Genomic DNA, 25,837 nt, shown 5'->3' with positions numbered 1-25,837 from the left:
ATTTTCAGTACTAGTCTCATCAGCTTTTGCTTCATCGTTGGTAGCACCAAATAATAAAGTTGCTCCTACTAATATTGATGCAGTACCTACAGAGAACTTTCTAATTGAATATTTATTCAATTTGTTAGGTAAAAAGTCCAGTTTTCTTTTAGAATTTTTCAAGAAACCACTCCTTATAAAAAATAATTGCTTTGATAATCCAAATCACATAATAATATATAAAGCAATTTATTTAATTTTATAAAAAATAATGTTAAAATACAATACCTTATACTTAAAAACATATTTTAGAGATGAATAATGATAATCTTTTAAAAAAATACTTATTCGTTATTTTATTATCCAATATGGTTCTACTATATTTAATAATTTTTTGATTTTTAAAAGGTTTACTAGTTATATGTATTTTAAAGCCAATAAAGGAAGGTTATTGACAGATCCTACTAATTTATAAATTTTATTTCAAATTCTACAATGATTATGTAAGTATTAACCTATTCTTATTCTTCTATAATTCACTATAAATATAAATTCGTATTATCAAAAATATGAGGATAATAGCATTAAAAATAATTTAATCATTGAGAAATCATCTCATACAATTATCTTTTTAGATCAACTTTTATAGTGATCCTCACATTAACTATTTTGTGATATTATTTTTAAAATCGTAAATTACATAAATAGAATGTAATTAGACACTGTAAAAATTTCTTATTTATATCGTTACTATATTAAATTATTATCACTTTTAATCCTATAAACAGTCTGCCTTGTTATATTAACTTCTTTCGCAATTTTACTAATTGCTTTGCCTTCTTTTAACATTTCTACAACTCTATGATAAATAATACGTTTCTGTGGGTCTTTAGCATTTGGTGAGTAAAGTAAAGGTCTCCCTTTATATACACCTTTTGCCTTCGCGACTTGAATACCTTGCGCTTGTCGACGTTTACTTTCATTTCTCTCTTGTTCTGAAACCATTGCTAATATTTGTATGATTAAATCTTTCATAAACTTATCTAATAAAGGGTTGTCAATGACTTCATTCATCATAGGTAAACTAGTAATCATCAATTGAACTTCTTTATTCTTTAAATAATTAACTGTATTAATCACTTCATCATAATTACGACCTAAGCGATCAATCGATTCTACTACAAATCTATCGCCCATTCTCACAAAGTTAAGTGCTTCTTGAAATACGGGTCTATTTTCTACTGACTTTCCTGATTGTTTCTCTGTAAATATTTTCTCTACGCCAAATGTTTTCAAATTATCTAGCTGTCTCTCTAAATTCTGATCTACCGAAGATACTCTTGCATAACCTATAATCATTTATTTTCACTCCACAATTAATATACACCCTAATCATACGTTTGAATTGCTATAAAATCAACAACTGTATCTGTATGATTAGGGTGTACCCAAAAATAACATGTTATGAACTAATATTTCTTAGTATATTGGCTCCTCTTTTCTATCAATTAACTGGATATACTAAAATATCTTTATCTAATAAACGAGAAAAGACTAGCGTTAAAATATCAAATTTCCTGATTGGTTGAACTTAATATTATTAAGGGAGGCAGTATCATCGTTAAATAGATGAATTGGAACAATCATATGTTTTTGCTATAATTATTAAATACAGAAGTTTCATCTCCTTCTTATAGAATTAACTCCTTACAACTTTAAGGTTAAATTAGTAATAGCTCTTAATAAGCTCAATAAGACTTATTAAGAGCTTTTGTTGTTTATTTAAAAAGTATTACTTTCTCCCATAAAGTAACTGATTTAATTTTTATATATGATATTATATAAATAAATGCTCTCCATTAGAATATGGAGAGCATTTCATTACTTATAGGGAATAATTAAAATTTGATTTTTTTATAAATAAAACAATATTAGCAATTAGCATGAAATAAAAGTAATTACATATATGCAGTTACCCACTGTGAAGGGCCAACTTCATTATATAATTTTTGAGCAGCCGCATCTTGGACATGTTCAGGTGCTGAAGCTGGTGAAACACCTACATATTCTGCTGGGGCTACTGAATCCCAAGTTGTTTGTAAGAATTGATATTTACCTGCTGCTCCTGAAGAAGGGTTGATGGCTGTGATATCGCCACCTGATTCGCGTTGAGCAATTAGTTTCAAGTGATCGTTTACTTCTACTGATGAACCACTTGAAGCTTCATTTGAGTTTTGTGATGATTGTGTTGAAATATTTGTAGTTGCTTGTTGTTGGGGCTGTTGAGTTTCTTTAGTTTGTGGTGCTTGTTGTTGTACTGGTTGTTCACTTTTTGAAACTTCTTGTTGTCCATCATTGTTTATTTCAGCAGTTGTATTATTGTAACCATTATAGCTCCAACTAAAATTTACACCATCTGATTCAAAATGATATGAAACTCCATTTTGAATGAAATCATAATTATATGACCCTTTTTGTATTGGAGATTCATTTAATTGCTCTGGGTTATTTTGAACTAAATTTACTAATTTAGCTTGGTCTACATTTTGTTCAGATGCATCAGCTGAATTATCTGCTGCAAATCCTGTTATACCTAAACTTACTGCTAATGTTGAAGTAAGAATTGTTTTTTTCATTATTTAATTCCTCCTAAAGGTTAACTTTTTAATTTATTAATTTCACCACAATTACGTATCCCACTCTAACATTTTTTAAACTATTTTAGGTTACAATGAAGTTAAAAAGTATTATCATTTTTTTACATTTAAAGAAGATGTATGAGCTATTTGCCCCGAATATTTAGATTACATAAATATAAACCATTTTCCCCAAAATATCCTTGTAGATATAATTACTAAAAAATATTAATTTAGGAAATAATAATGAGATTTCAATTTAGAAAAAAATGTATTTATACTTCAGTTAGTTCATTATCACTTTTGCGTTCCTATTCAATATATTGTTACAATAAATCTAAAGAATATTATATGCATATATACACCAATCCACTCACTATTTGCGATAGTGAGTGGATTTTTTAATGTGGCTTAAAGTCGCCTTCTATTTATTGCGTTTATTACTAAGTAACTAAAACAATATAACCAATAATATTCTAATCTTCATAAGACACCTAGGATTTCATCTTAATTTAATTTATAATAATTTGTATATTCTACAAGGGAATTCATTACTTTTTGTATTGTAATACTTAAAATGGGAGGTTTTTATTTTGGAAAATAAACAAAATAATGCTAATGGGAAGAAACTGTCTTCTGTTTTTACCTATAGTATTATTATTACCGCAATCGTTGTATTGTTAGGTGCAATATTTCCAACGCAGTTTAATGAAATAGGGACAAATATTACTGGTTGGATTACTGAATACTTTGGTTGGTATTATATGATTATTGTAGCACTCATGATATTCTTCTGTGTCTTCTTGATCTTTAGTCCAATTGGAAAATTAAAATTGGGTCAACCAGAAGATAAACCAGAATTTAATACAATTTCATGGTTTGCGATGTTATTTAGCGCTGGAATGGGAATTGGTTTAGTATTCTGGGGAGCAGCTGAACCGATTAGTCATTTTGTTTCACCACCCTCAGGTGATCCTCAATCAGCAACTGCCTATAAAGAAGCTTTAAGAGGTGCATTTATGCAATGGGGCTTCCATGCATGGGCAGTATATGGTGTTGTAGCGTTAGCGTTAGCGTACTTCCAATTTAGAAAAAATGAACCTGCATTAATTTCAAAAACATTACGTCCAATTTTCGGAAATAAAGTTGATGGCCCCTTAGGAACAATTATTGATGTTGTTTCTGTCTTTGCCACAATTGGCGGGGTAGCAGTATCACTAGGTTTAGGCGCTATGCAAATCGCAGGTGGTCTAAACTACCTATTTGATATTCCGAATAATATTGTGACGCAAGGTATTATTATACTGATTGTTACAATATTATTTTTAATAAGTGCATGGTCAGGTTTAAGTCGGGGAATCCAATATTTAAGCAATGCAAATATTAGCATAGCAGGATTCATATTGCTATTTGTTCTTATTGTAGGACCAACTGTTCTTATTTTAAATATGTTAACAAGTTCTACAGGAGTTTATTTAAACACGTTATTATTTAACATGTTTGATACGGCACCATTAGATCCACAAAAAAATGAATGGATGAAATCATGGACGTTCTTCCAATTAGCTTGGTGGATCAGTTGGAGTCCATTTGTTGGTATATTTATTGCACGCGTATCTAAAGGACGCTCAATTAGAGAGTTCGTCTCTGGAGTTTTATTAGCACCAGTACTTGTAAGTTTAGTTTGGTTTGCAGCATTTGGTGTCTTAGGTATCGAGACTGCGAAAAAAACACCAAAAATATTTGATATGCCTCCAGAAACTGCATTATTTGGTGTGTTTAATGAGGTGCCATTAGGCTTTGTGTTATCCATTGTAACGTTGCTATTAATCGCAACATTCTTTATTACGTCAGCCGATTCAGCGACATTCGTATTAGGAATGCAAACAACATTTGGTTCATTAAACCCATCCGTAATAGTTAAAGTCATCTGGGGAATTGCACAAGCATTGATTGCATTTATTTTACTATTCTCAGGTGGAGATAATGGATTAAATGCGCTACAAAATACGGCAATCATGACTGCCTTACCATTCTCTATCATCGTGCTTTGTATGATGGTTAGTTTCTATAAAGATGCCAACCAAGAACGTAAGTTTTTAGGTTTAACATTATCACCTAACAAGCACAGACTCAAAGAATATATAAACTCACAATCTGAAGACTTTGAAAGTGAAATGATAGAAAGAAGGAAAAATATTAAAAACGATTGATTCACAATAATCTTATATGCTAAATTTGAATTATCAGAAGTTTTCACAATTAATTCTTTCGAGGCTGAAACACATATGTGTTTCAGCCTCAATTATTATTTTAAAAAATATTTAAACTAGGTCAATAAAAAAGAAGCTAGTATTTTTTGATTCTAACTACTTTTAACAACGTTTACATAAAAGATTTATAATGCTTTTTAAGTTGATAATTATTAGGGAGAACTAGAGACACTTGTACCTTCACTCGAGGATACAAGTGTCTTTTTTGTAGAAAGGGATGCTTTTATTATGAATGTTTATGTAGCTGAATTTTTAGGAACAGCAATACTCGTGTTATTGGGAGGCGGTGTCTGTGCAAATGTTAATTTAAAACGTAATTTAGGACATGGCTCTGACTGGATTGTAATTGCTGTAGGATGGGGGCTAGGTGTCTCTTTAGGCGCTTATGCTGTTGGCAATATTTCGGACGCCCACTTAAATCCAGCAGTTACTTTAGCATTTGCTATGGATCATTCATTAAGTTGGTCTATGGTGCCAGGTTATATAATTGCTCAAATGTTGGGAGGTATAGTAGGAGCAATACTTGTTTGGCTTGCATATTTACCACATTGGAAAGCCACTAAAGAACCAGAAGTCAAACTTGGTGTTTTTTCTACAGCACCCTCTGTCCCCAACTATTTTGCTAATTTCATCACAGAAATTATTGGTACAGGTATTTTAACTTTAGGACTGTTATTTATTGGTATGAACAATATCGCAGATGGTCTAAACCCATTAATTGTTGGGGCTTTAATTGTTGCTATTGGTGTAAGCATTGGGGGACCTACCGGTTATGCAATCAATCCTGCACGTGATTTAGGTCCAAGAATAGCTCATACTATTTTACCAATCGCGGGAAAAGGAGGTTCAAACTGGGGATATGCTATAGTTCCAGTGCTGGGGCCCCTATCTGGTGGAATGATAGGCGCTATGTTTTATCGTCTATTTTATAAAGGGATTTTTGATACAATGTCTATTATTTCTATTGCTATTTTTATAGCTACACTTATACTAAGTGTTATGCTTAATAAAATAGATAAGAAAAACAAAGTTGAAAAAATATATTAATTGAAATCAAATAATATACAATATAACTATTTTTTATATTATTTTAATGTCCCATTAATAATTTTTGCATTCCTGCCACTATGATGTTATAATGCACTTAACAAGGAATCCAGCATGGATACACCAATCCCCTCACTACCGCAAATAGTGAGGGGATTTTTGTAGGTGTGGCTATTGTCGCCTATTTGTCTTTGCGATTACGCAGCCAATGCGTAAATAACGCAATAATACAACCACTGATGACTGTGGTCGTGATGTGAACAAGGATTTCCAACATGAATAACACCTCCTCCCTACGTCAAATTGACGCCTGAGAGATAGGCGACTCCATTATTATACCATCTGTATCTTTTGAAGCATATGTACTTCCGATAAGTTGAATTATGTTAAATAAAAAGAGCCTTTCGAAGGCTCTTTTATCTTATTTCTTATTAAAGTTTATAAATTTTATTATATAAAATAATGTCATTAGAAGAAAAGGGACTGTTAAAATAAAAGCGTTGAAATGACCAATATTAGATACCCACAAAAATGACAAAAGCATTAAAATATATGTGAGTACTATAACGAATAATATTTGTTTACTAAATAATTTTTCTGATTTAATTGTCAGCCCACCTTAATAGCTACTTACTATATCTAATCTTACTTGCTAATTTAGCTACTGTTTTATTGTCGTGGGGCTTAATATAGATTGTTTCAATATTATCCTCAATTGCTTTTCTTGTTACCTTATCCATTTGACTATAATCACTAGTTTGTGAGCTTTCCCATTTATAAGGAATATTGTTGTATACATTAATTGTCCCATCGCCATTACTGCTATATGTTATTGATCCACCAGCCCTCATGGGAGCTTCTAATTTCACAACGTTTTCTTTATAAACTGCACTATTTTGGGCTTGTGGGTTTACTTTTGAACCTTTTGGTATTTCTGTAACATACACATCCCTAATACCTTTCAAATCATTTCTTGTAGATATTAACTGATACCAAACTCGTGCATATTCAATTTCTTCCGAGTTAAAATTATTTAAGTAACTTTTATTTTTATCAGTAGATTGTTGATTCTCATTACTATCATTATTTTTTTCTTGTTTTTTATTATTATTTTGTTCTTTATTTTGTTTATTGCTACTTTCTGAATTATCACCACTATCAGATGTGTTAGTTTTTTCGTCAATTTCATTTGGTGTTTCATTATCTTTGTTTTCCGAGGTGTTAGTATCACTAGAATTATTATCATTGTGATGTTCTGAATCGTTATTATTACAACTCACTAAAATTACCAATAAACTAACAAGTAATATAGGTAAAATGATTTTTTTCATACTATAACTCCTTTTCAGCATTTCAAATTAGCTTATGTTGATGTTTTTTGAGCTAGAAAACGTAAATTACATGGGTTAAAAAAACTGTATAACATCCATAACATGATATATATTAAATATATAATAAAATAACCACCGTGTTTATGTAAAACAGGTGGTTATTGAAACTATTTCAGTAGTGTATAGATTTTATAAAGTATAGGTCTAACTGGTTTGATAAAGTCCCCTATATATTCTTCTACGTGAGCGTTGAATCCTGATTTGAATTTTTGAACACCAAAATCTTCAGCATTTTCACTGAAATCGCCCGTTATACCATAAAAGTTATAACGATTAATATTATGTTCTTTTGCAAATTTTATCATTTCCCATTGTAGTCTATATGCGCCCATATAAGGATTATATTTAGGGTTTGATCCACTAGAAAGATAATAAACTTCATGGTCATTAAAGATATATAAAGAAGCTGCTAAATCTAGTATCATGCCATCTGTTTCAATTAAGGACTCTGTTTCGGAAACCTTTCTTTTTTGTGCTTTTATTTGTTGTAATTCTTGTTCATATTTATTTTTACTTTTTTTAGAATCAGGATTAGCTTCCAAGTTAGTCTTGGTTTGTTCTAAAGTGTTATTTAGTTTGTCTAAATGATTGTTTTGTTTTATTAAGAGTTCGGACAAATCAATATAAGCTAATTTTAACATGCTGTTATTGTGATAAATTTTTTGCATTTGTTCAAAATACTCTTTACCTCTAAATGTAAAGCCATGTTTTTCTTCTGCCATTTTAAATAGTTTGAAAAATGTATCGGTTTCTTCTATAGGCAATGTACGGACTTTAACATCCATTTCATATGTTTTCTTAATATTTCTTCTCGTTTGATAATCCATATCTTTAAGTAATTGATCTTCTGTTTTATTTTTCAAATCAAGAACAGATAGCCAACGAATTTGGCTCGTTTGAGAGTATCCAACCGTATATCCTTGGTGTTTATAGCCCAAATCTTCCATAGTTTTAAGTAAAGGTCGATTGTTATAACTTTCTAATATTTCTCCTTGAGTATTGCGTATGTTTTCTAATGTATAAGGATCAGTTAAAACGAATAAACCACGATTTTTTTTCAAATATTTAGTTAAGTGCTTATAGAAAAATCTCACTAGCTCGTAATTATTAAAATCTAAAACAGGTCCACGATGTGTGTAAAAGTATTTAAAAAACTTCAAAGAGCGTGCTTCAGTCAAAAGACAAGCTGCTAATATATTATGTTCGTTATCTTTAACCCCAACTAAATGGACGTCCTTTTTATGGGTATTTTTGTAATTGAAATGATTTGAACTTTGCGTATAGTGAGAAAAATGCTTATTAGTAAAGATTTCAAATTCATTTACTTCTAATTTAGTAAAGTACACGATAAACCTACTTTCTTAAGATGATATTGCGCTTTCATATGTATATTACAAAAAAAGCCAAGCACTTTAAAAGGCTTGACTTAAAAATGAAACTCAACGGAGGGAGAAGGATTCGAACCTACGCAAGCGCAAAGCTCCTAATTAATAATAAATATTAATTTCCCTTAAGCCAGACTTGGGTATCCCTCCAAAATTTAACTGCTTTTCCATCATATACTTTTTAAATAGAAATGTAAACCACTTTATTACAAACTTAAGTTTATTATCATTTTAAATAGATTGTATATATCATGCACAATCACTACCTATAACTCTTAATTATGTTATTATATATGAACTAATAACGTAAAATTATGGGTGGAAAAATGATTAAAAAATTTATAAGTATTATCATAATAAGTACTGTTTTATGTACTGTCTTACCGGAACAATTAAGCCAAGCTAAAATAGAAAAGGGTGTAACAATAGATATCGCTAGAAAATATTATTCTAAAGATAGTTTGAAGAAAATAGTACAACAAATTAGTGAATACAATGGAAGTTATTTACAACTTCATTTTTCTGATAATGAAAACTATACTATTAACTCAAATTATTTAGATCAAACCGCTAATAAGAAAAACAAATATTTTTTGACTAAATCAGAATTAGAAGAATTAATAAAATTTGCTAATAAAAAAAATATTCAAGTTATCCCAGATATAGATTTACCAAGCCATTCTAAAGGATGGCTAACTCTGTTAAGGAAGAAAGACGAGGATCTATATAGGAATGTGGTATCTAATTATAGTAATGAAATGGTAGATTATCATAACAATAAAGCATCAATATTAGTATCCCGCAAACTAATAAAAGAAATATTAGTGATGTTTGAACAGCCCAAGTTTAAAAACGAACAAAAGATTGTTTTGGGGGGTGATGAAGTTCCTGGAAGTATTAGACAACAAGATGATTTTATTAACTTTATGAATGAAATAACAAAAGTAGCTCTAGAAGAAAATTACACTGTAAAATTGTGGAACGATTCAATAACTACTAATGGTTTAAAAACCTTAAATAACAATATTATAATAATGTTTTGGCAGAGAAAAAGCTCCGACTTAGCATCTGTAGATGATTTTTTAAAACAAGATTATAGTATCGAAAATTACAATAGTTATAGTTATTATCTTTTTCCTTCTTTAAATGAGGGATTACAAGATTTTAATATAAATAAAAGTAATATTATTAAGGCAAATTTAAATGACTTTAGCGATTTAAATAATGATTTTACTAAGTACGTAGGGACAAATATAAATGGCGAAAATATTACCTTTTGGGGCGAACATGCTGATGATATGACGCAAAATGAATTGGTAGATTATATATCATCTTATATTGAAGTATTTCTCACAAACTAAAAAGCGTATTCCATATTGATATGGAATACGCTTTTTAGTTTGTGATTTACTATTACAAAATTATTACAAAATAAAGAACATTATTATAAAAAAATGGTATGTTAGCGTTTACTTATCATATATTTTAGTTTAACAATACAATTATAAAGTAACAAAAATGTAATGAATAAAATTTTGTAAAAATTTATTGAGTGTATTATTATGAGTGATAGTTAGTTAGGGGAGATTAAATGAAACTATACAATTTGCTATTGTTATATCCACTGTTCATGTCGGTTTATTGGATTATTGGGACACTATATTACGCATTATTAAGGGAAATTAAAAACAAAAATGAACCTACATATAAGACATATGGAGAAGGTATATCATTCTTAATACCTTGCTACAACGAAGAAGAAACAATTGAAGATACGATTAAAAACGTATTAAATTTAGAGTTTCCGAACAAACAGATTATTGTAATTAATGACGGAAGTTCTGATGATTCTGAAAAAGTTGTGTCAAAATTGAAAGAAAAATTAGATTTTGTATTTGTGAATTTAGAAGAAAATAACGGCAAGGCTAACGCCCTTAATGAAGGAATAAAGTATGCGACATATGACTATGTTATGGGTATCGATGCCGATACAATCATTGACGAAAAAGCACCATATTTCATGATAGAAAACTTCAAAAAAAATTCTAATCTTGCAGCCGTAACAGGCAACCCTAGGATTAGAAATAAAAGTTCTATATTAGGTAAAATTCAAACAATAGAATATGCAAGTATGGTAGGTAGTATTAAAAGAACACAATCCATCGCTGGAAAAATAAATACAATTTCAGGTGTTTTTACATTGTTTAAAAAAGAAGCAGTTGAAAAGGTTGGGAAATGGGATATAGATATGATAACTGAAGATATCGCTATATCGTGGAAGTTTCATATTGACAAATTTCAGATTAAATATGAGCCACGAGCATTGTGCTGGATGCTTGTTCCTGAAACTATTGGAGGTCTTTGGAAACAGCGAGTAAGATGGGCACAAGGTGGCCAAGAGGTGTTGATCAGGGATTTCAAAAAGGGAATTAAGTCTTTTAATTTTCCTTTGTACTTTTTACTTTTCGAACAAATTTTTTCGCTTATTTGGGTTTATTGCGTTGTCCTATTACTAGGTTTGACAATTATTAATGCAAATTTTTTAGACATATATTATCTAGAATATCAATTCACTATTATTATTCTTTCTGCATTTGTTTTAACTTTCATTAATACAGTTCAATTTATTATTTCTCTTATTATTGATAGCAAATATGAAAAAGTAAATGTATTTATAGTTGTTTTTCTAAGTTGGTACCCAACTGTGTATTGGGTTCTTAATGCTTTAGTAGCAATTGTTGCCTTTCCAAAAGCTTTAAAAAGGCAGAAAGGGGTGTATGCAACTTGGTCAAGTCCAGACAGGGGAAACATCAAACGGTAAAATCGAGTTTAAATGTAATACGAGAAATATGTGTTCTTCTTTTCACTGCTATGTTCTGGTTATATTGTTGTACTGCAATTATAGTGATTGGTGGTTCATTGTTACATATTAATGTGGAAACAGTTCTAATGATAAGAACAGTACTTAATATTGAAATTGATGATATAAACTATCTTTTTAAACTCATAGCAATTTTTGCAACCATTACTTTTTCATTGCTAACATTATCTCTTATCACACAAAAATTGAAAGGAAGTAAAGGAAATCTATGAGTAGACGATTACTATTATTTACTTTGATATTGCTTATTATCATAAGTTCAAACTTAATAATGAACAACCAAAAAGTTCAATCTAAAGAAAAGGAAATAAAATACAAAGAAAATAGCGCACTTGCTTTAAACTATCATCGCATTAGAAACGATAACTTTTTCGATGACTTTTTATCTATATTTTCAAATAGTAAAGAACTTTCAACCTACAGTATTACTAAAGAGCAATTTGAAAAGCAAATTAAATGGTTAAAAGAACATCATGCCCATTTTTTAACTGAGGAAGAGTTTATTAAGTATAAGAAAATTGGGAAATTTCCTAAAAGAAGTGTTTGGATAAATTTTGACGATATGGATCAATCAATTTATAAAAATGCACACCCCGTATTAGAAAAATATAATATTCCGGCTACGGGTTTTGTTATTACTGGGAATGTTGGAGCTGAAAATTTTAATAACTTAAACTTGACAACTCTAAAAGAATTGAAAAAAATGAAAAAATCAGGTTTATGGACTTTTAGTTCTCATACTAATAATTTACATAAATTAAGTAAAAACAAATCTATGATGGTGAAAACTTCAAATAAAAACTTTGTAGATGATATTAGTAAAAGTAATGAATATTTAAAAAAACATTTCAATTACGATAATGAGTCATTAGCATATCCTTATGGCCAAATAGATCAAGAAAAAGAGAAAAATTTGAAAAAAGCAGGTATAAAATATGGTTATGTGTTAGAGGAAAGGCCTGTGGAACCTGGTGATGATAATTATTACATTCCACGAATACTTGTAAGTGATGATGCATTTCATCAAATAATTCAGAAGTGGGATGGATTTAAAAATGAATAAAAAAAAGACTGAGTTAATATATTTACGTGCGTTTATTTGTATACTTATTATAGTAACTCATTTGTTAACTCAAATGATGAACGATATTGATGATACTGAAATAAACCAATTAAAACTTCTTTATTATGTTCAAAATATTGTTATCTTTGGTACACCGAGTTTTATTATCTTATCTCAATTATTAACAACTTTGAATTATGAGAAAATAACATTTAAATATTTATGGTCTAGATTTAAATATATCTTTATTCCTTATTTAACCATCGGGTTATTTTACTGTTATACAGAATCGCTTAAATTAAATAGTCCATTTTTACATCAATTTTATGAAAACGTTGTTTTAGGATATTGGTATGGTTATTTTATTATAGTTATTTTACAATATTTTATACTAAGTTATTTTATATATAAAATTTCAAGTAAGATTTTTGAAAGCAAGGTAATACTATTAATTTCTTTAATAATTCAAATAACTTTTTTACATTTACTACACAATAATAATGAATTTGCTGAAAATTTCCATGCTATTTATCCTTTAAGTGACAATACCTTCATTTTAGGTTGGATATTTTTCTTTTTTTTAGGTGGTTATATTGGGAAGAACTACAATAATATAACTGCTTTTTTAAGGAATTATTTATTTATAATTTTGGTTTTAGCAATTTTATCTTTTGTTTTGTTTATCATTATGTTCTCTCATGATTATTGGAATGTTACTAGTTATACAGAAGCATTAATTTTTTATCATTCTTTCATGTTTTTATTATTACTCGGTGCAACCCTTCATTTTAAGGAATTTATGTTTTATTCTATAAATTTAGTTAATACTTTTTCGTTCTTTGTATATTTATTGCATCCTATTGTTATAGATGCTCTTTATGAAAATACTTCAGTATATATTGACCATACCTTTATTTTCTTGGCAGTGTCATTATTATTTATATTAGGTCTATGCATAGGTGTGGGCATTATACTAAGAGAATTTTATATTTTCAGATTTGTTATTGGTAAACAGCCCTATAGCTTAAAACTAGATTTAAAATAAAGCAAAGTTTAAAAGTATTATTTATTTAAATATGTGCGTATAAGTGGTAGTTCTTGGTTGAGAACTTCTTCCTCTCTCATGCCTGTAGCATGCTCGCCCCAAAAGCTTAAAGCAGAACCTTGGATATTTAAAGAATCTACTTCATAATATGGATTCTTTAAATAGTAAAAACTATTGTGATTATATGCCCAACTGATATAGCTAGTTTGTTCTTCTATATCAGTTGGGCTATAGTTTTTAGAAGGTAAAAAATATAGTGAATAAAAATTATAATTGTAAACTTTAAAATTATAGTCTAAAAAATCTTCGACAGTGATCCCTGGTTCATTATTTTCATTATTACTTTGTTTCCAATAAATTACTGAAAAGTAATTTTTTAATAATTTCAAACCATTTTTAGTAATAGAATCATTCCATATTTGTGGTTCATATCCATTTTGATAAGCATATTCACCAATTTCATTCATAAAATTAATGAAGTCATTTTGGTATGATTTTCCACCAGGAACCTCATCACCGCCCAATACTATTCTTTGTTCTTTTTGAAAATTTGGTTGATGAAAGAGATCTAAAATTTCTTTGATTTGCCTTTTGCTAATCTCTAATGCTTTTTGATTAGAAAAAAAATCAATTGTTTCATCGCTATAATCGCTTACGATATTTTCGTGTAAGTTTGAATTTTCATTTTTTAATAACAATAACCAAGCTTTTGAATGAGAAGGTAAATCAAATTCTGGAACAACCATTATATTTAACTTATTACTATAATGAATAAGGTTCTTTAACTCTTGTTGACTTAAATAATTTTGTGAAGCTATATTTTCGTGTTTAAAAAATTGAGATTCAATTGCATAGTTTTCATTATCAGAAAAATGAAGTTGTAAGTAATCCCCATTATTCTCATGAATTGTATCAACAATCTTTTTGAGTGATTTCAAGGAATAATCTTTTCTAGCTATATCAACATTGATTCCCTTTTGAAAATCTTGAGCATGGACAGAAAAAGAGTTGAATAAAAAAAGATATGAAAGTAAAGTTGAAGTTGAGAAAATAATTTTAATGTAGACCACCTATATTTAAGTTTTATTTAATTTAAATATAATTTAAATGCTATTGAAAGTAAAAGTATTTATTAGCAGAAACTTCCACTGTATAGCGTATACCTGGTTCTGTTGCAAAGTAAAAAATATAGCTAACCACTAATTTATCATGTCAGTGTTCGCTTAACTTGCTAGCTTGATGATAATTTCGTGGCATGGCGAAAATCCGTAGATCTGAAGAGACCTGCGGTTCTTTTTATATAGAGCGTAAATACATTCAATACCTTTTAAAGTATTCTTTGCTGTATTGATACTTTGATACCTTGTCTTTCTTACTTTAATATGACGGTGATCTTGCTCAATGAGGTTATTCAGATATTTCGATGTACAATGACAGTCAGGTTTAAGTTTAAAAGCTTTAATTACTTTAGCCATTGCTACCTTCGTTGAAGGTGCCTGATCTGTAATTACCTTTTGAGGTTTACCAAATTGTTTAATGAGACGTTTGATAAACGCATATGCTGAATGATTATCTCGTTGCTTACGCAACCAAATATCTAATGTATGTCCCTCTGCATCAATGGCACGATATAAATAGCTCCATTTTCCTTTTATTTTGATGTACGTCTCATCAATACGCCATTTGTAATAAGCTTTTTTATGCTTTTTCTTCCAAATTTGATATAAAATTGGGGCATATTCTTGAACCCAACGGTAGACCGTTGAATGATGAACGTTTACACCACGTTCCCTTAATATTTCAGATATATCACGATAACTCAATGCATATCTTAGATAGTAGCCAACGGCTACAGTGATAACATCCTTGTTAAATTGTTTATATCTGAAATAGTTCATACAGAAGACTCCTTTTTGTTAAAATTATACTATAAATTCAACTTTGCAACAGAACCTATCGAGTTAATATTGAGGAAGTTCATTAATTTAGACGATAAAGATTTATATGAATTAACGTTTGAAACTATTAATAATTAAATAAGGAAATTTTTAAAAACTTGGTTTTTTAGACGCTTACAGACGTGTTTATTTGCATCGAGAATTAGATTTCATTAATAGTTCTCGAAAAAGTTCAAAAAAGATTGATACACTTGAGAAATATGGCTGTGAACGTATCTTTAGTAAGAAATCACGTAACCGTAAAATGAAATGAATTGAACTTGATAAGTTTTGGGATTATTTACGAGAAGGATATATTCTAGTTCTCTATAAATTATATCCTTTTGGACGTACAACGGAACAATTGATTGGGTTATCTTAGTGATTCGCTAAAAACAGTATTGATTTCATACTATAGATATGAATGTATTAACGAAAGATGCGATCGGCAAGATATTCTTTACCACGATGAGTACATTCGTTGAACTCGAAGTTAATTTGTTAAGTGACAGTCCTAAAAAAGGATTAGAAGCTTCACGAGCAAGAGACCACAAAAGTGCGAGAGCTTCATTACCTGATCACAAGCAAAGAGAAATCAAATTTCTATATGATTAACAAAACTTACAGGTGAAGAGATTTTCCGAACAGACAGGTTTTAGTCGTTCATCGATATACAGAATAATAAAAAAGGAGAAAATTTATTGGAACTTAAACATATGCAGTATTTTGTAGAAGTTGTAAAACAAAAAAGTATGACCAAAGCAGCAGCTAGTCTTTTTATTACACAACCCACAATTAGTAATACAATTAAATTATTAGAAGAAGAATTGGAAGTAATCTTATTTAGTAGATATAAAAATCAAATATACTTAACTGACGCAGGAGAAGCTTTCTTTTTTCAATGTAAAGAAATGCTTAAAATGTATGATAATATCCCTAATGAATTAAGTAATTTATTAGAATTAAAAACAGGACGTTTAAAAATTGGAATACCTACTATTATTAATATAAGAATATTAATTAACTTAATTTCACAATTTCATGAAATGTATCCTAATATAACTTTTCAACTTTTTGAAAATGGTAGTAAAAAAATTGAAAACGATATATATTATGGTGATTTAGACATGGGGATTACCGTACTGCCTACAAATAATAAAAACTTTAATACATTCTCTTTTTTAGAAGAAAAATTAAAATTGGTCGTTCATAAAAATCATAAATTATCTAAAAGAAAAACGGTTAATATAGAAGATTTAAAAGAACAAGAATTTATTTTATTTAATTCTGATTTCTATTTAAACGATAAAATCAAAAATACGTGTAGAGATTATGGCTTTAATCCTAATATGATTTTTGAAACCACCCAATGGAGTTTCATAGAAGAAATGTTATTAAATAATCTGGGAATATGTATATTACCCGAAGGAATACTAGAATTATTAGATAATAATTTAAAAGCCATCGATATTAATGAACCTTCCATGAAATGGGAACTTGCCATTATTTGGAGAAAAGATATTATAGTTGATTCTTTAACAAAAAATTGGATTAAATTTCTCCAAGAAAACTTCTTAATTAACTATTAAATATAAAGGTATTTGAGAAATTTATAGCTGTATAAAAAAATGATATTTTATATTTATATACTCTCGCTCTATAATTAGAACATAAACATTATAGAAACGGGAGTTTTTTATGGAAAATTATAAATTTCCTAGTGACAGTAAAATTGTCAGTACGGATCAAGTATTAATTAATGATTTAAACAATTATGATACCCTATTTGGGGGGGTGTTGATGAAAAAAATTGATAATAACGCAACGCTTTCAGCTAGAAGACATGCAAGAGTTAAAGAATGTGTTACAGCTTCTACAGATTCAGTAGAATTTTTATATCCAATCACCCAATCTGATTCAGTTTGTATAGAATCTTATGTAGTTTATACAGGAGAAAAGTCTATGGAAATATTTTGTAAAGTCATTTCAGAAGATATGATCACTGCAGAAAGAAAAATTGCTGCTGTAGCTTTTCTTACTTTTGTAGCTTTGGATGAAAAGAAAAAACCAATTAAAGTACCCAAAATCTCTCCTCAGTCCAAAGAAGAAAAATTATTATTTATGGATGGCGAAGAAAGAGCTAAAATGCGAAAAATTAAAAGATCACAAACTAAAAATATAATTGAGTCTCTTGATATCAATAAACCATGGGAATTGGAGTAGTGATAAAATGATTAATGAAATGGAAGAATTAAACCAAGTTAAGTTAGATTTGAAAAAATTAAAAAACAAGTTTCCTAATATGTATGAAAAGTTAGAATATATAGCTAGTTTGACAAGACAATTAAGTATCAATTATAAATATTTAGGATTACTTATGTTTTCAGATAACCGTGAAATTATTCAAAATAAGCGACCAACTTTAATAAGAGAATCTGTTTTAAAATTATATGAACAAGAAGTTAAAAAAGTTAAAAAAGATAGTAATTTTGTAATTTTTAAAGATATGATGTTAAAATTCCAAAATGTGAAATACTCACAAATATTTCTTATCATTTTAGGTGCCGAACCTAGTTTTGTATTTAAAAATACAATTATTAAATAATAACTTTATTAACAATCCTTAGATTAAAGAATTATAAAAAGAATTATAAAAACTCACAAATTTCTTGACTAAATCAAACTATATTTTAGCTAATAAAAGAGCTTCCCTAAATTAGAGAGGCTCTTTTATTAATTTTTATAACTTAACGAGAATTTTTGCTTGTGATTTATCGTTTACGAGTTTTTCAAATCCTGACTCCACAATATCATCTAGCTCTATCTCATCAGTAATAACATCTTTCACTTTTAAATTACCTTCATTAATTAAATCTATTGTTTGTTGAAATGTAGTAGGTGTATAAGCAATCGTTGAAGTAAGTTTTACACCTGTATTAGTTAATTGCATTGGGTTCCATTCAATAGGATGACCAAATATAGACACTATAACAACAGTACCTCTTGCTCTAGTAACGTCTATAGCAGATTTAAGTGTTGGCGCTACACCAGCTACCTCAAATGCTACATCCACGCCATTATCTGTATGTTTATTAATAACATCACTTGGGTTTGATTCACCAGAATTTATAGTATGAGTAGCACCTATTGCTTTAGCTTTATTCAATCTTTCTTCCGATAAATCAAAAACAAATATCTTACTTGCACCTGCAGCTTTGGCAGCTATTACTGTTAATAAACCGATTGGCCCTGCACCAAAAATAGCAACTGTATCTCCAAATAGAACTTCACCTTCTTTGATTGCTTGAACTGCAACAGCAGTTGGCTCTACAAGGGCGCCTTCTTTATCAGAAACGTTATCTGGTAACTTATAAACGTTCTCTTCTGGGGCATTCGTAAATTCTGCAAATCCACCATCAGAACCTAAGCCTATAAATGAATAACCATCATAAAGATCAATATCTTCTTCTTTTTTACGATTTGAAACTGTAGGATTAATGACAACACGATCGCCTTTATTAAACTGTGTAACCTTAGAACCAATATCATCTACTACGCCCGCAAATTCATGGCCTAATGTAACAGGCGCTTTTTGACCAAGAAAAGGGTCTGGTTTATCTGTTGAAATAAATATGGGTCCCTCTAAGTATTCATGTAAGTCTGTACCACAAATGCCAGCCCAAGACACTTTAACTTTCACTTCGTTCTCTTGTAACTCTTTAGATTTCCGGTCTTCAACTCGTACATCTTTTTGGCCATACCAAACTGCTGCTTTCATTGATAAAACCTCCTTGATTTAGTTAATTTAATAGTATTCCTTTTAAAAGTTGTTTTCAAATAAATTAATCTTTTAATATATTTTTTCTAAATTATTATATGAATAAAGTGTACTTAAAATTAAAAATATCTAAATACATATTAATATATTCATCGTTTCACTAAAAATAAATAAAAAAAGAAAATAAAAAGAGTATTAGTAATCCTATAATACTCTTTTTATTATTTTATCCTAGTATATAGATCTTAATTTTGCATTCCTATGCACTATGATGTTACAATTTAGATAACAAATAGTGTACTAACATGATAAACACCGAGCCAGATAACTACTGCGAATAGTTATCTGGCTCTTTTTGGTGTATTAGCTATATGTCGTCGCTAAACTACTTCTCACGATTATTTAGCCAATAAGAAAATAATGTGAGTATAATTCCTACTACGATAGGAGCTATAATAGTTACAAATAGTGTACTGAACATGATGTCACCTCCTTCCATGCTAAATACAGCACAGAAGTGAACGACGACCTTTGTATTATATCATTTCTAATCATTGAGTTATAGATAACTTCCGATAAGTTGAAATATGTAATATAATTTAATTTTACACTTTGTATTTTTCAAATTTCTGCTTCAAATATTTTATTTGTTTTTCATTCAACTTTTCAAATTTGAAATTTTTCATTCTATTTTTTAATAAATCATATAAATTTTCTTTTTGATTTACCCCAATTATCCCATTACTTTTATCTGATCCATCAACAAAATGATATTTATCATTGTGATAATTAAAGTATATAATACTATTGATAAAATATTCTTTATTTAAAAAAGCGCTTAATTTCTTCATTGTTTTATATATCTGTTTATAAGGATTACCATGTTTACGGTATTCTATTTCCCCATTTTCATTTAATTTCAAAACAAAAGTTTGATGCTCATTTTCATCTTGCTTATAAAAGATGTATCGATTCAATAATTCATGCTTAGTACCTTTTAAACTTTCTTTAGATATATTGTAATATATATCACCTTCCCAATATTTTGTTTCAAATATATAAATACCATAATCGCAAATAACCATATGATCTATTTGTCTAGGTTCTTTTAAATCGTACAAAAAAAGATTATCGAATTTTACAAAATGGTCGATATCAACTTCTTCTTGCAACTGTTCAAAAATTTCTTGTAACTCTTTAGAAGCTTTGATTTCCCCCATGTTTTTATTAGATACAGAGCTTAAACGATAACTTTCTTTCAAGTTTTTATTTTCCCTACACACATCTTCATATTTTTGGCTTAGTTCGTTATAACGAGCCGATAAATCTTTATTTTGGTTTTTCTCACTATCAATATTTGAATTTAGCGCTTGTTCTTTTTTCTCCTTCAATTTCATATTATCATTGCTCTTTTTATAAAAATAAATTACTAAGCAAAATAAGATAATAGAACATAATACCAAAACGATAATCATTATACACTACCCCTTAACTATTTATATCAATGACTTTATAGCATCTTTCATCTCTGCTTTTAATTGTTCATCTCTCTTGTATCCATTCAAATTAATATATTCCGCATCTTCTTGTACATACTGCAAGAACTTCTTGAATGTATCCATATAAGTTTTATAACTTTCACATTGTGCTTCTAAAAGTTCAACATCTTCTTTTGGTATGCTTGTCTCTAAAGCCATTTCAAGTGTTTGTTTTTCTTTTTTTAACTGTTCAGTATATTCATCTGTGTTATAGACAACTGTAGGTTTGATACGATTACCTAATGCCGCAAGTCGTGTATAAGCTGTTGGATTTAAATCTCTATCTTCTGCTAATGCTTTTACCTTTTTATATTCTTCTTCAGTCAAATTGATATTGATTGTTTTAGCTTTTCTATGACTTTTATTAGTCATTTTTGACCCCTCCAAAACTAAGTAATCACTCACTCATTCAATAATATAGTTAGTAATTACTCAATGTTTTTATAAAAAATAAACTAAGCAAATACTCATCTATTTTAACAAGTTATTAGCTTAGCAATTACTTAGTTTTACTTTATCATATTTAACTAAGTAATTACTAACAAATTATAGAATGAAATGTTGCTTAATTTAGAAGGGAAACAAGGAGTCCTTTAGGGAGTCTCTAGGGACTCCAAAGAGTCCCTGCTTCGAAATCCCTTGCGCCCCAAAGGATAAAAGCATTGTAATTTTCCAACGAAAATGCCATGTAAAATTTCATCGATTCCTTTGTGTCCGTCATTAAATACGATTCAGAAATACTGTAATATCAGCGTTCAGAGTCTTTAAGGATAAGTTTAGAATGCCCCAGCTATGCTGGGTGCCATGGCAATGGCATTGTTTCTCCTTATCCTGTTGTCCGGGACTCCTTTTAGACTCCCTGTAAATTTAACAAACGATTTAAATAATTTACATGCCGCAATGCGTAAGTCTTAATTTAATGTTGATATAACGGTTAAATAAACATTCATTAATAAAATGAAATTTATAGAATTTAAAAAAGACTTTGATGAAGTGAATTATAAACTCAAAATGATTCAATGGGTAATATAGTAGTAGGTGAACATATCGTTAATGAAATGAAGATATAGCAAAAGTATAGTTAGGTTATAATCACATTTGTTAAAAGAGGTATAATGAGGAATGTCTAAAAGGGTAAAAAATAAAGCTCCTAACAGCATTAATCAATCTGTTAAGAGCTATTACATCACTAATTAAAGCGTTAATAAACTAAATTAACTTTTTAGGAGGAGTCGCCACTCCTCCTTCAATACATCTATATTATAACATTTTACTACCTTTAAAACCAATACGGTTAACTGAAATAATGAAACGATAAGTTCTATTATCAATATTAGATTCCATGCTAAAATTTAAAAACGGATTAAATTAATCTCCCCATTATCAAGACAAGAAGAAACTCGTTTCAAAAACCCTCCTGATTTTTAGAGAAAAACTCTCTTATTTCATCGTCTTTAATAAAATAATATGCCATCTTTCCATCTTTATAAAAATCAAGTACCTCATTTTTATATAAAAGCCTTAAATGATGTGAAGTTGAAGCAACACTCATTTTCAATATCAAAGAAATATCACAAACACACAACTCATCTTCTTTAATCAAAGATAATATGATTTTCAATTTCTTCTCATCACAAATTTTTTCTAAAATGTTAAGTAATTTCTTAGATTTATCATCTTCTAAAAAACTTAAAGCATTGTTAACTTTATCCTCATGTACACAGATCACATCACAAGCATTTTCATAACTCATATAAAATCACACCCTAAATTAAAATATAAATCCTAAAATTGTTTGAATAGTGTCATTTTCAATAATAATAAATAAACCTAAAGCTATATAAATAACAGCCATAATCCAACGACTAAATTTCTCAACAATTTCTCCAACTCCTGGAATATTAGCTAATTTTTGTGCAGTAAATACCAAGAAGAAAATTAAAATTAAAAAGACAAACAGAGTAATTAATAAATGAGTAACACTTAATGTCACAAAATACGGAACAAATAAACCAATATTATCAGCACCACAACTTGCTATCGTAACAATTGCAACCGTACCAACTAATTTAGACAATCCTTTTTCATTCAATTCTTTTTTAGCTCTCTTTTCTCCTTCACAATCATCATAAATAGCTACTTTAATTCCTAAATAAATCGGTATTAACCCTAATAATCCTAATATCCATTTTTCAGGAACATAATTTAAGACAAAGGCAAAGAATAAACTTACGACAATCAATGCCACAGAACCTACATATTGACCAATATAAATATCTCGATATTCTTTCCTAGTCTTTGCTCTAGCAAAAAATATTAATAAAATTACTAATAAATCTACTGCTGTCGCAATATAAAGAATAGCAGCAGTTACAATAGTCTGAATCATAATTACACCTCATTCAAAAATATTTTTGAATGTATTATAACTTATGTTTTCAAATAATCATAGATGCTTTATTCCAATTGCTTTATTGACGTTGATCCTCGGAACCCTTAACAATCCCAAAACTTGTCGAATGGTCGGCTTAATAGCTCACGCTATGCCGACATTCGTCTCCAAGTTTAGTTAAGGGTTCTTCTCAACGCACAATAAATTTTCTCGGCATAAATGCGTGATCTATTTCTTATTCTCGTCTTGATAATCATATTTTTCTGCTATCTCATCAAAATCATCATCTTTATAAAAAAAGAAAAAGTAAGCAATAACTCCAATCGGAATACCTAAAAATGGTGTAGTAAAAGTACTAAATATTACACACATTAAAATTAACCAAAACAAATCTTCTAAAGACCATTTTTTATTTAATAAATCATTCACAATCTGTTTGATAGTCATAAAAATAAAACACTCCTTTTTAGCAAACTTTATCACAATAGTTATCGCTTTACAGGTCTATTTTTCATCGTTATAATCTAGTTAATTCCCGTAAGGGCGCACTTACACGTTTGTTCCAAACGGTGCGAAAACCATAATCGACCTTCGTCGATTTTTTATTTCAAAATTAAAGAAACGGCTTGAGATATTCCGAGCAGTTATAAAAATTAATTTGTCTTGAATATTGCTACTACATTCTTGAAAAAGTGATGTAGATTTATAGCCCATAACTTTTTTGAATTCCATCGACGATACGGCGTCGAAAGAAAAATAAACAGACCGTACGAAAGAAAAAAGCTATCTCAATTTTGAGATAGCTTTTATTTTTTATGCCTTTATTTTGAATTTTAAAGGGTCATTTTAAAGAATTAGGGGTTATTTATATAGTTTTATACCTAAAAACCTATATCGGCTCTTAAAACGCAAATGAGAGCCAAATAAAAATAATTACTTTTCACAAACAAAAATTTGAGCAAAAGCAGTGTAGAATTTTTTAGACACTGCCCAGTTACATGCAAACTTAAAAGTTAACATGAAAACTGGTCAACCATGCCGGTTGAACGCTATAGTTCCCGCAGAGGCAAAAATACATAAAAATCGCTAGCTTTTAAGCTAACGATTTAAGATAAAATATTTTTAAAGAAACGAATTATTAAACCAAATATTTCTGGTATGAATGTAATTACAGACTCTTTTTTATCTTCTTTTTTCTTACGAATTTTCTTGGTTTTCATAAATACACCACCAACTATCTTTTCAAATCTTTTAAGCAATAATTTTGTTTTTCAAAATTCCAAATTGCCGTAATTGAGTGTGCTTTTTCTTCTTCGTCTGTTGTTTTATCTTCGTCACTTGTATTAATTAAATTACCATCTTCGGCATCGTCTAAATTTAAAATTTTATGTTTTTGTTTTAGCAAACCACCATAACTCAACATACGTTTTCGATATAAACCTTTTTCCAAATCATTCACGATTTCTTGATTTCTTTCATCATCATCCGTTAAAAAATCAGATGCCTTAACCGAATATTTTGAGGTTTTTTTGATTGCTGTAAGCTCATTTGAATTATTCATTAAATATATTGTATTTAGGCATATTTTGACGGCGCATGTTGAGCGCATGTATTTCTTTAAATTCAGCTTTAATCGATTGCATCAAATAACCTTGCATAGCTTCAACCGTTTCATTTTTTTGTAGCAACATCGCTTTAAATCGTTTTAAGACACTGACAAGTTCGAACTCCACGTCTTCTAAACGGTAATATGTATCATGAGCATTATTAAATGATTTTTTTCCTTTAAGTAAAACACTTTTAATAATACGAATTTCTCTAATTTCAAAATTACTTAAGTAATCTTTGATTTGTTGTGGCAATTCTTCAAGCACTTGGAATTTTAAGGCATCATTATTAAATTCAGTTTGTTGATGATTTGTATGATTCGAATGAGCGTTTTCAGAAATATTGTTAGGTGTATCATTCAAATCATTCGTATCATTGTTCTCAGTCTCTATATAATCAGTATTACTAAATTCAGTATCATTAGACTGTGAATTCAACTGTTCAAGAACTTCCAAATTCACAGTTCCAGAACTTCCAAATTCATTGTTTTGGAACTGTGAATTTGGAAGTTCCTTGCTATGACTGATTTCATTATTATAATTTGGCTTTAATAGATATAATCTATTAGGCTTATTAAGTCCCACTCGCTCTTGAGTAAGTAAGTTAAATTTCACTAGTTCCTTTTTTAATTTTATGATTTTTTGCTCAGCGTAGCCTAAGTATTCACACAAATGCTTGTTACTAAAAATAAAATAAATATTATTATTTTTATCTACCCATTCATTTTGTATAGATAATTCAAAACGATCCTTTAATAATGCATACATAATTTTGGCCTCTGCTGACATTTTCTTGAAATATGCATCTTCAAATAAGTATTTAGGTAATTGATAGAATCTTTCAGTTTTCACTTGAGATAAATTATATTTCTCAAAATTTGGCAT

General features: G+C 28.9%; 25 protein-coding genes, 1 tRNA gene and 2 pseudogenes. 10 read left to right on the top strand and 18 right to left on the bottom strand.

What is annotated here, in order from left to right; all coding sequences use genetic code 11:
• Positions 1-8: 8 nt before the first annotated feature.
• From NST87_RS13885 to NST87_RS13350, 3 genes and pseudogenes are all read right to left on the bottom strand, one after another.
• Positions 9-162, bottom strand: a pseudogene (locus tag NST87_RS13885) (YSIRK-type signal peptide-containing protein); the annotation flags it as partial.
• A gap of 567 nt (positions 163-729) precedes the next feature.
• On the bottom strand, positions 730-1,338 hold the full coding sequence (locus NST87_RS13355; protein ID WP_053025648.1) for a recombinase family protein: 609 nt from the start codon (positions 1,336-1,338) through the stop codon (positions 730-732).
• 599 nt (positions 1,339-1,937) lie between these two features.
• Complete coding sequence (locus NST87_RS13350) at positions 1,938-2,615, bottom strand: transglycosylase family protein (protein WP_053025666.1); 678 nt, start codon at positions 2,613-2,615, stop codon at positions 1,938-1,940.
• Between the two features lie 590 nt (positions 2,616-3,205).
• Here NST87_RS13350 and NST87_RS13345 point away from each other — a divergent pair.
• Positions 3,206-4,828 carry a BCCT family transporter gene (locus NST87_RS13345; protein ID WP_438829830.1) on the top strand — a complete coding sequence of 541 codons (1,623 nt, stop codon included), beginning with the start codon at positions 3,206-3,208 and terminating at the stop codon, positions 4,826-4,828.
• 288 nt (positions 4,829-5,116) lie between these two features.
• Entirely contained in the window at positions 5,117-5,935 is an 819-nt protein-coding gene (locus tag NST87_RS13340; protein WP_340721788.1) for an MIP/aquaporin family protein, read from the top strand.
• Positions 5,936-6,116: 181 nt separating this feature from the next.
• Here the strand turns inward: NST87_RS13340 and NST87_RS13335 are convergent, their stop codons facing one another.
• The 4 genes from NST87_RS13335 to NST87_RS13320 form a co-directional block, all read right to left on the bottom strand.
• Positions 6,117-6,212 carry a type I toxin-antitoxin system Fst family toxin gene (locus tag NST87_RS13335; RefSeq protein ID WP_011276848.1) on the bottom strand — a complete coding sequence of 32 codons (96 nt, stop codon included), beginning with the start codon at positions 6,210-6,212 and terminating at the stop codon, positions 6,117-6,119.
• 349 nt (positions 6,213-6,561) lie between these two features.
• A complete protein-coding gene (locus tag NST87_RS13330) occupies positions 6,562-7,266 on the bottom strand; it encodes a hypothetical protein (RefSeq protein ID WP_046467875.1) in 705 nt (234 codons plus the stop codon).
• Between the two features lie 167 nt (positions 7,267-7,433).
• Positions 7,434-8,672, bottom strand: coding sequence for an aminoacyltransferase (locus tag NST87_RS13325; protein WP_145395639.1), 1,239 nt, complete (start codon positions 8,670-8,672; stop codon positions 7,434-7,436).
• A 97-nt stretch (positions 8,673-8,769) separates the two neighbouring features.
• Positions 8,770-8,861 (bottom strand) — tRNA-OTHER (locus NST87_RS13320).
• Between the two features lie 176 nt (positions 8,862-9,037).
• On the opposite strand from NST87_RS13320, the gene NST87_RS13315 reads away from it, so the two are divergent.
• From NST87_RS13315 to icaC, 4 genes are all read left to right on the top strand, one after another.
• Positions 9,038-10,072: a family 20 glycosylhydrolase gene (locus NST87_RS13315; RefSeq protein WP_150890120.1), complete on the top strand. Its 1,035-nt coding sequence runs from the start codon at positions 9,038-9,040 to the stop codon at positions 10,070-10,072.
• Between the two features lie 230 nt (positions 10,073-10,302).
• Positions 10,303-11,532: a poly-beta-1,6 N-acetyl-D-glucosamine synthase IcaA gene (icaA, locus tag NST87_RS13310; protein WP_046467877.1), complete on the top strand. Its 1,230-nt coding sequence runs from the start codon at positions 10,303-10,305 to the stop codon at positions 11,530-11,532.
• Between the two features lie 268 nt (positions 11,533-11,800).
• Entirely contained in the window at positions 11,801-12,655 is an 855-nt protein-coding gene (gene icaB / locus NST87_RS13305; RefSeq protein ID WP_046467879.1) for an intercellular adhesin biosynthesis polysaccharide N-deacetylase, read from the top strand.
• Entirely contained in the window at positions 12,648-13,700 is a 1,053-nt protein-coding gene (gene icaC / locus NST87_RS13300; RefSeq protein WP_046467880.1) for a polysaccharide intercellular adhesin biosynthesis/export protein IcaC, read from the top strand. The genes icaB and icaC overlap by 8 nt, the downstream gene beginning before the upstream one ends.
• Positions 13,701-13,717: 17 nt before the next feature.
• On the opposite strand, the gene NST87_RS13295 is transcribed toward icaC, so the two are convergent.
• Together NST87_RS13295 and NST87_RS13290 are read right to left on the bottom strand one after the other, a co-directional pair.
• Entirely contained in the window at positions 13,718-14,770 is a 1,053-nt protein-coding gene (locus NST87_RS13295; RefSeq protein ID WP_081256381.1) for a family 20 glycosylhydrolase, read from the bottom strand.
• Between the two features lie 153 nt (positions 14,771-14,923).
• Positions 14,924-15,598, bottom strand: coding sequence for an IS6-like element IS257 family transposase (locus NST87_RS13290; RefSeq protein WP_340721787.1), 675 nt, complete (start codon positions 15,596-15,598; stop codon positions 14,924-14,926).
• Between the two features lie 459 nt (positions 15,599-16,057).
• On the opposite strand from NST87_RS13290, the gene NST87_RS13880 reads away from it, so the two are divergent.
• From NST87_RS13880 to NST87_RS13270, 4 genes are all read left to right on the top strand, one after another.
• The gene (locus NST87_RS13880) at positions 16,058-16,252 is read left to right on the top strand and encodes a hypothetical protein (RefSeq protein ID WP_133171610.1); all 195 of its coding nucleotides are present in this window, start codon (positions 16,058-16,060) and stop codon (positions 16,250-16,252) included.
• 86 nt (positions 16,253-16,338) lie between these two features.
• A complete protein-coding gene (gene cidR / locus NST87_RS13280; protein ID WP_019467786.1) occupies positions 16,339-17,226 on the top strand; it encodes a cidABC operon transcriptional activator CidR in 888 nt (295 codons plus the stop codon).
• A 109-nt stretch (positions 17,227-17,335) separates the two neighbouring features.
• A complete protein-coding gene (locus tag NST87_RS13275) occupies positions 17,336-17,860 on the top strand; it encodes an acyl-CoA thioesterase (RefSeq protein WP_040030644.1) in 525 nt (174 codons plus the stop codon).
• A gap of 7 nt (positions 17,861-17,867) precedes the next feature.
• A complete protein-coding gene (locus NST87_RS13270; RefSeq protein WP_040030643.1) occupies positions 17,868-18,242 on the top strand; it encodes a hypothetical protein in 375 nt (124 codons plus the stop codon).
• Positions 18,243-18,377: 135 nt separating this feature from the next.
• Here the strand turns inward: NST87_RS13270 and NST87_RS13265 are convergent, their stop codons facing one another.
• From NST87_RS13265 to NST87_RS13225, 9 genes and pseudogenes are all read right to left on the bottom strand, one after another.
• Positions 18,378-19,415 carry a 2,3-butanediol dehydrogenase gene (locus NST87_RS13265; protein ID WP_019467783.1) on the bottom strand — a complete coding sequence of 346 codons (1,038 nt, stop codon included), beginning with the start codon at positions 19,413-19,415 and terminating at the stop codon, positions 18,378-18,380.
• A 385-nt stretch (positions 19,416-19,800) separates the two neighbouring features.
• A complete protein-coding gene (locus tag NST87_RS13260) occupies positions 19,801-19,896 on the bottom strand; it encodes a type I toxin-antitoxin system Fst family toxin (protein ID WP_081338801.1) in 96 nt (31 codons plus the stop codon).
• Between the two features lie 124 nt (positions 19,897-20,020).
• Positions 20,021-20,812 (bottom strand): nuclease-related domain-containing protein, encoded by a 792-nt coding sequence (locus NST87_RS13255; protein ID WP_340721786.1) that lies wholly within the window; start codon positions 20,810-20,812, stop codon positions 20,021-20,023.
• A 99-nt stretch (positions 20,813-20,911) separates the two neighbouring features.
• A complete protein-coding gene (locus NST87_RS13250) occupies positions 20,912-21,325 on the bottom strand; it encodes a plasmid mobilization protein (RefSeq protein ID WP_070657352.1) in 414 nt (137 codons plus the stop codon).
• A gap of 1,033 nt (positions 21,326-22,358) precedes the next feature.
• On the bottom strand, positions 22,359-22,706 hold the full coding sequence (locus tag NST87_RS13245; RefSeq protein ID WP_002508637.1) for an ArsR/SmtB family transcription factor: 348 nt from the start codon (positions 22,704-22,706) through the stop codon (positions 22,359-22,361).
• Positions 22,707-22,724: 18 nt separating this feature from the next.
• On the bottom strand, positions 22,725-23,342 hold the full coding sequence (locus NST87_RS13240; protein WP_002472504.1) for a CadD family cadmium resistance transporter: 618 nt from the start codon (positions 23,340-23,342) through the stop codon (positions 22,725-22,727).
• A 231-nt stretch (positions 23,343-23,573) separates the two neighbouring features.
• Complete coding sequence (locus tag NST87_RS13235; RefSeq protein ID WP_000153199.1) at positions 23,574-23,792, bottom strand: VraH family peptide resistance protein; 219 nt, start codon at positions 23,790-23,792, stop codon at positions 23,574-23,576.
• A 787-nt stretch (positions 23,793-24,579) separates the two neighbouring features.
• Positions 24,580-24,882, bottom strand: a pseudogene (locus tag NST87_RS13230) (protein rep); the annotation flags it as partial.
• A 16-nt stretch (positions 24,883-24,898) separates the two neighbouring features.
• A complete protein-coding gene (locus NST87_RS13225) occupies positions 24,899-25,837 on the bottom strand; it encodes a replication initiator protein A (protein ID WP_340721785.1) in 939 nt (312 codons plus the stop codon).

Source organism: Staphylococcus sp. FSL W8-0271, from assembly GCF_038006605.1.
Lineage (GTDB): Bacteria > Bacillota > Bacilli > Staphylococcales > Staphylococcaceae > Staphylococcus > Staphylococcus cohnii.
This window is presented reverse-complemented; position numbering and strand designations above follow the sequence as displayed.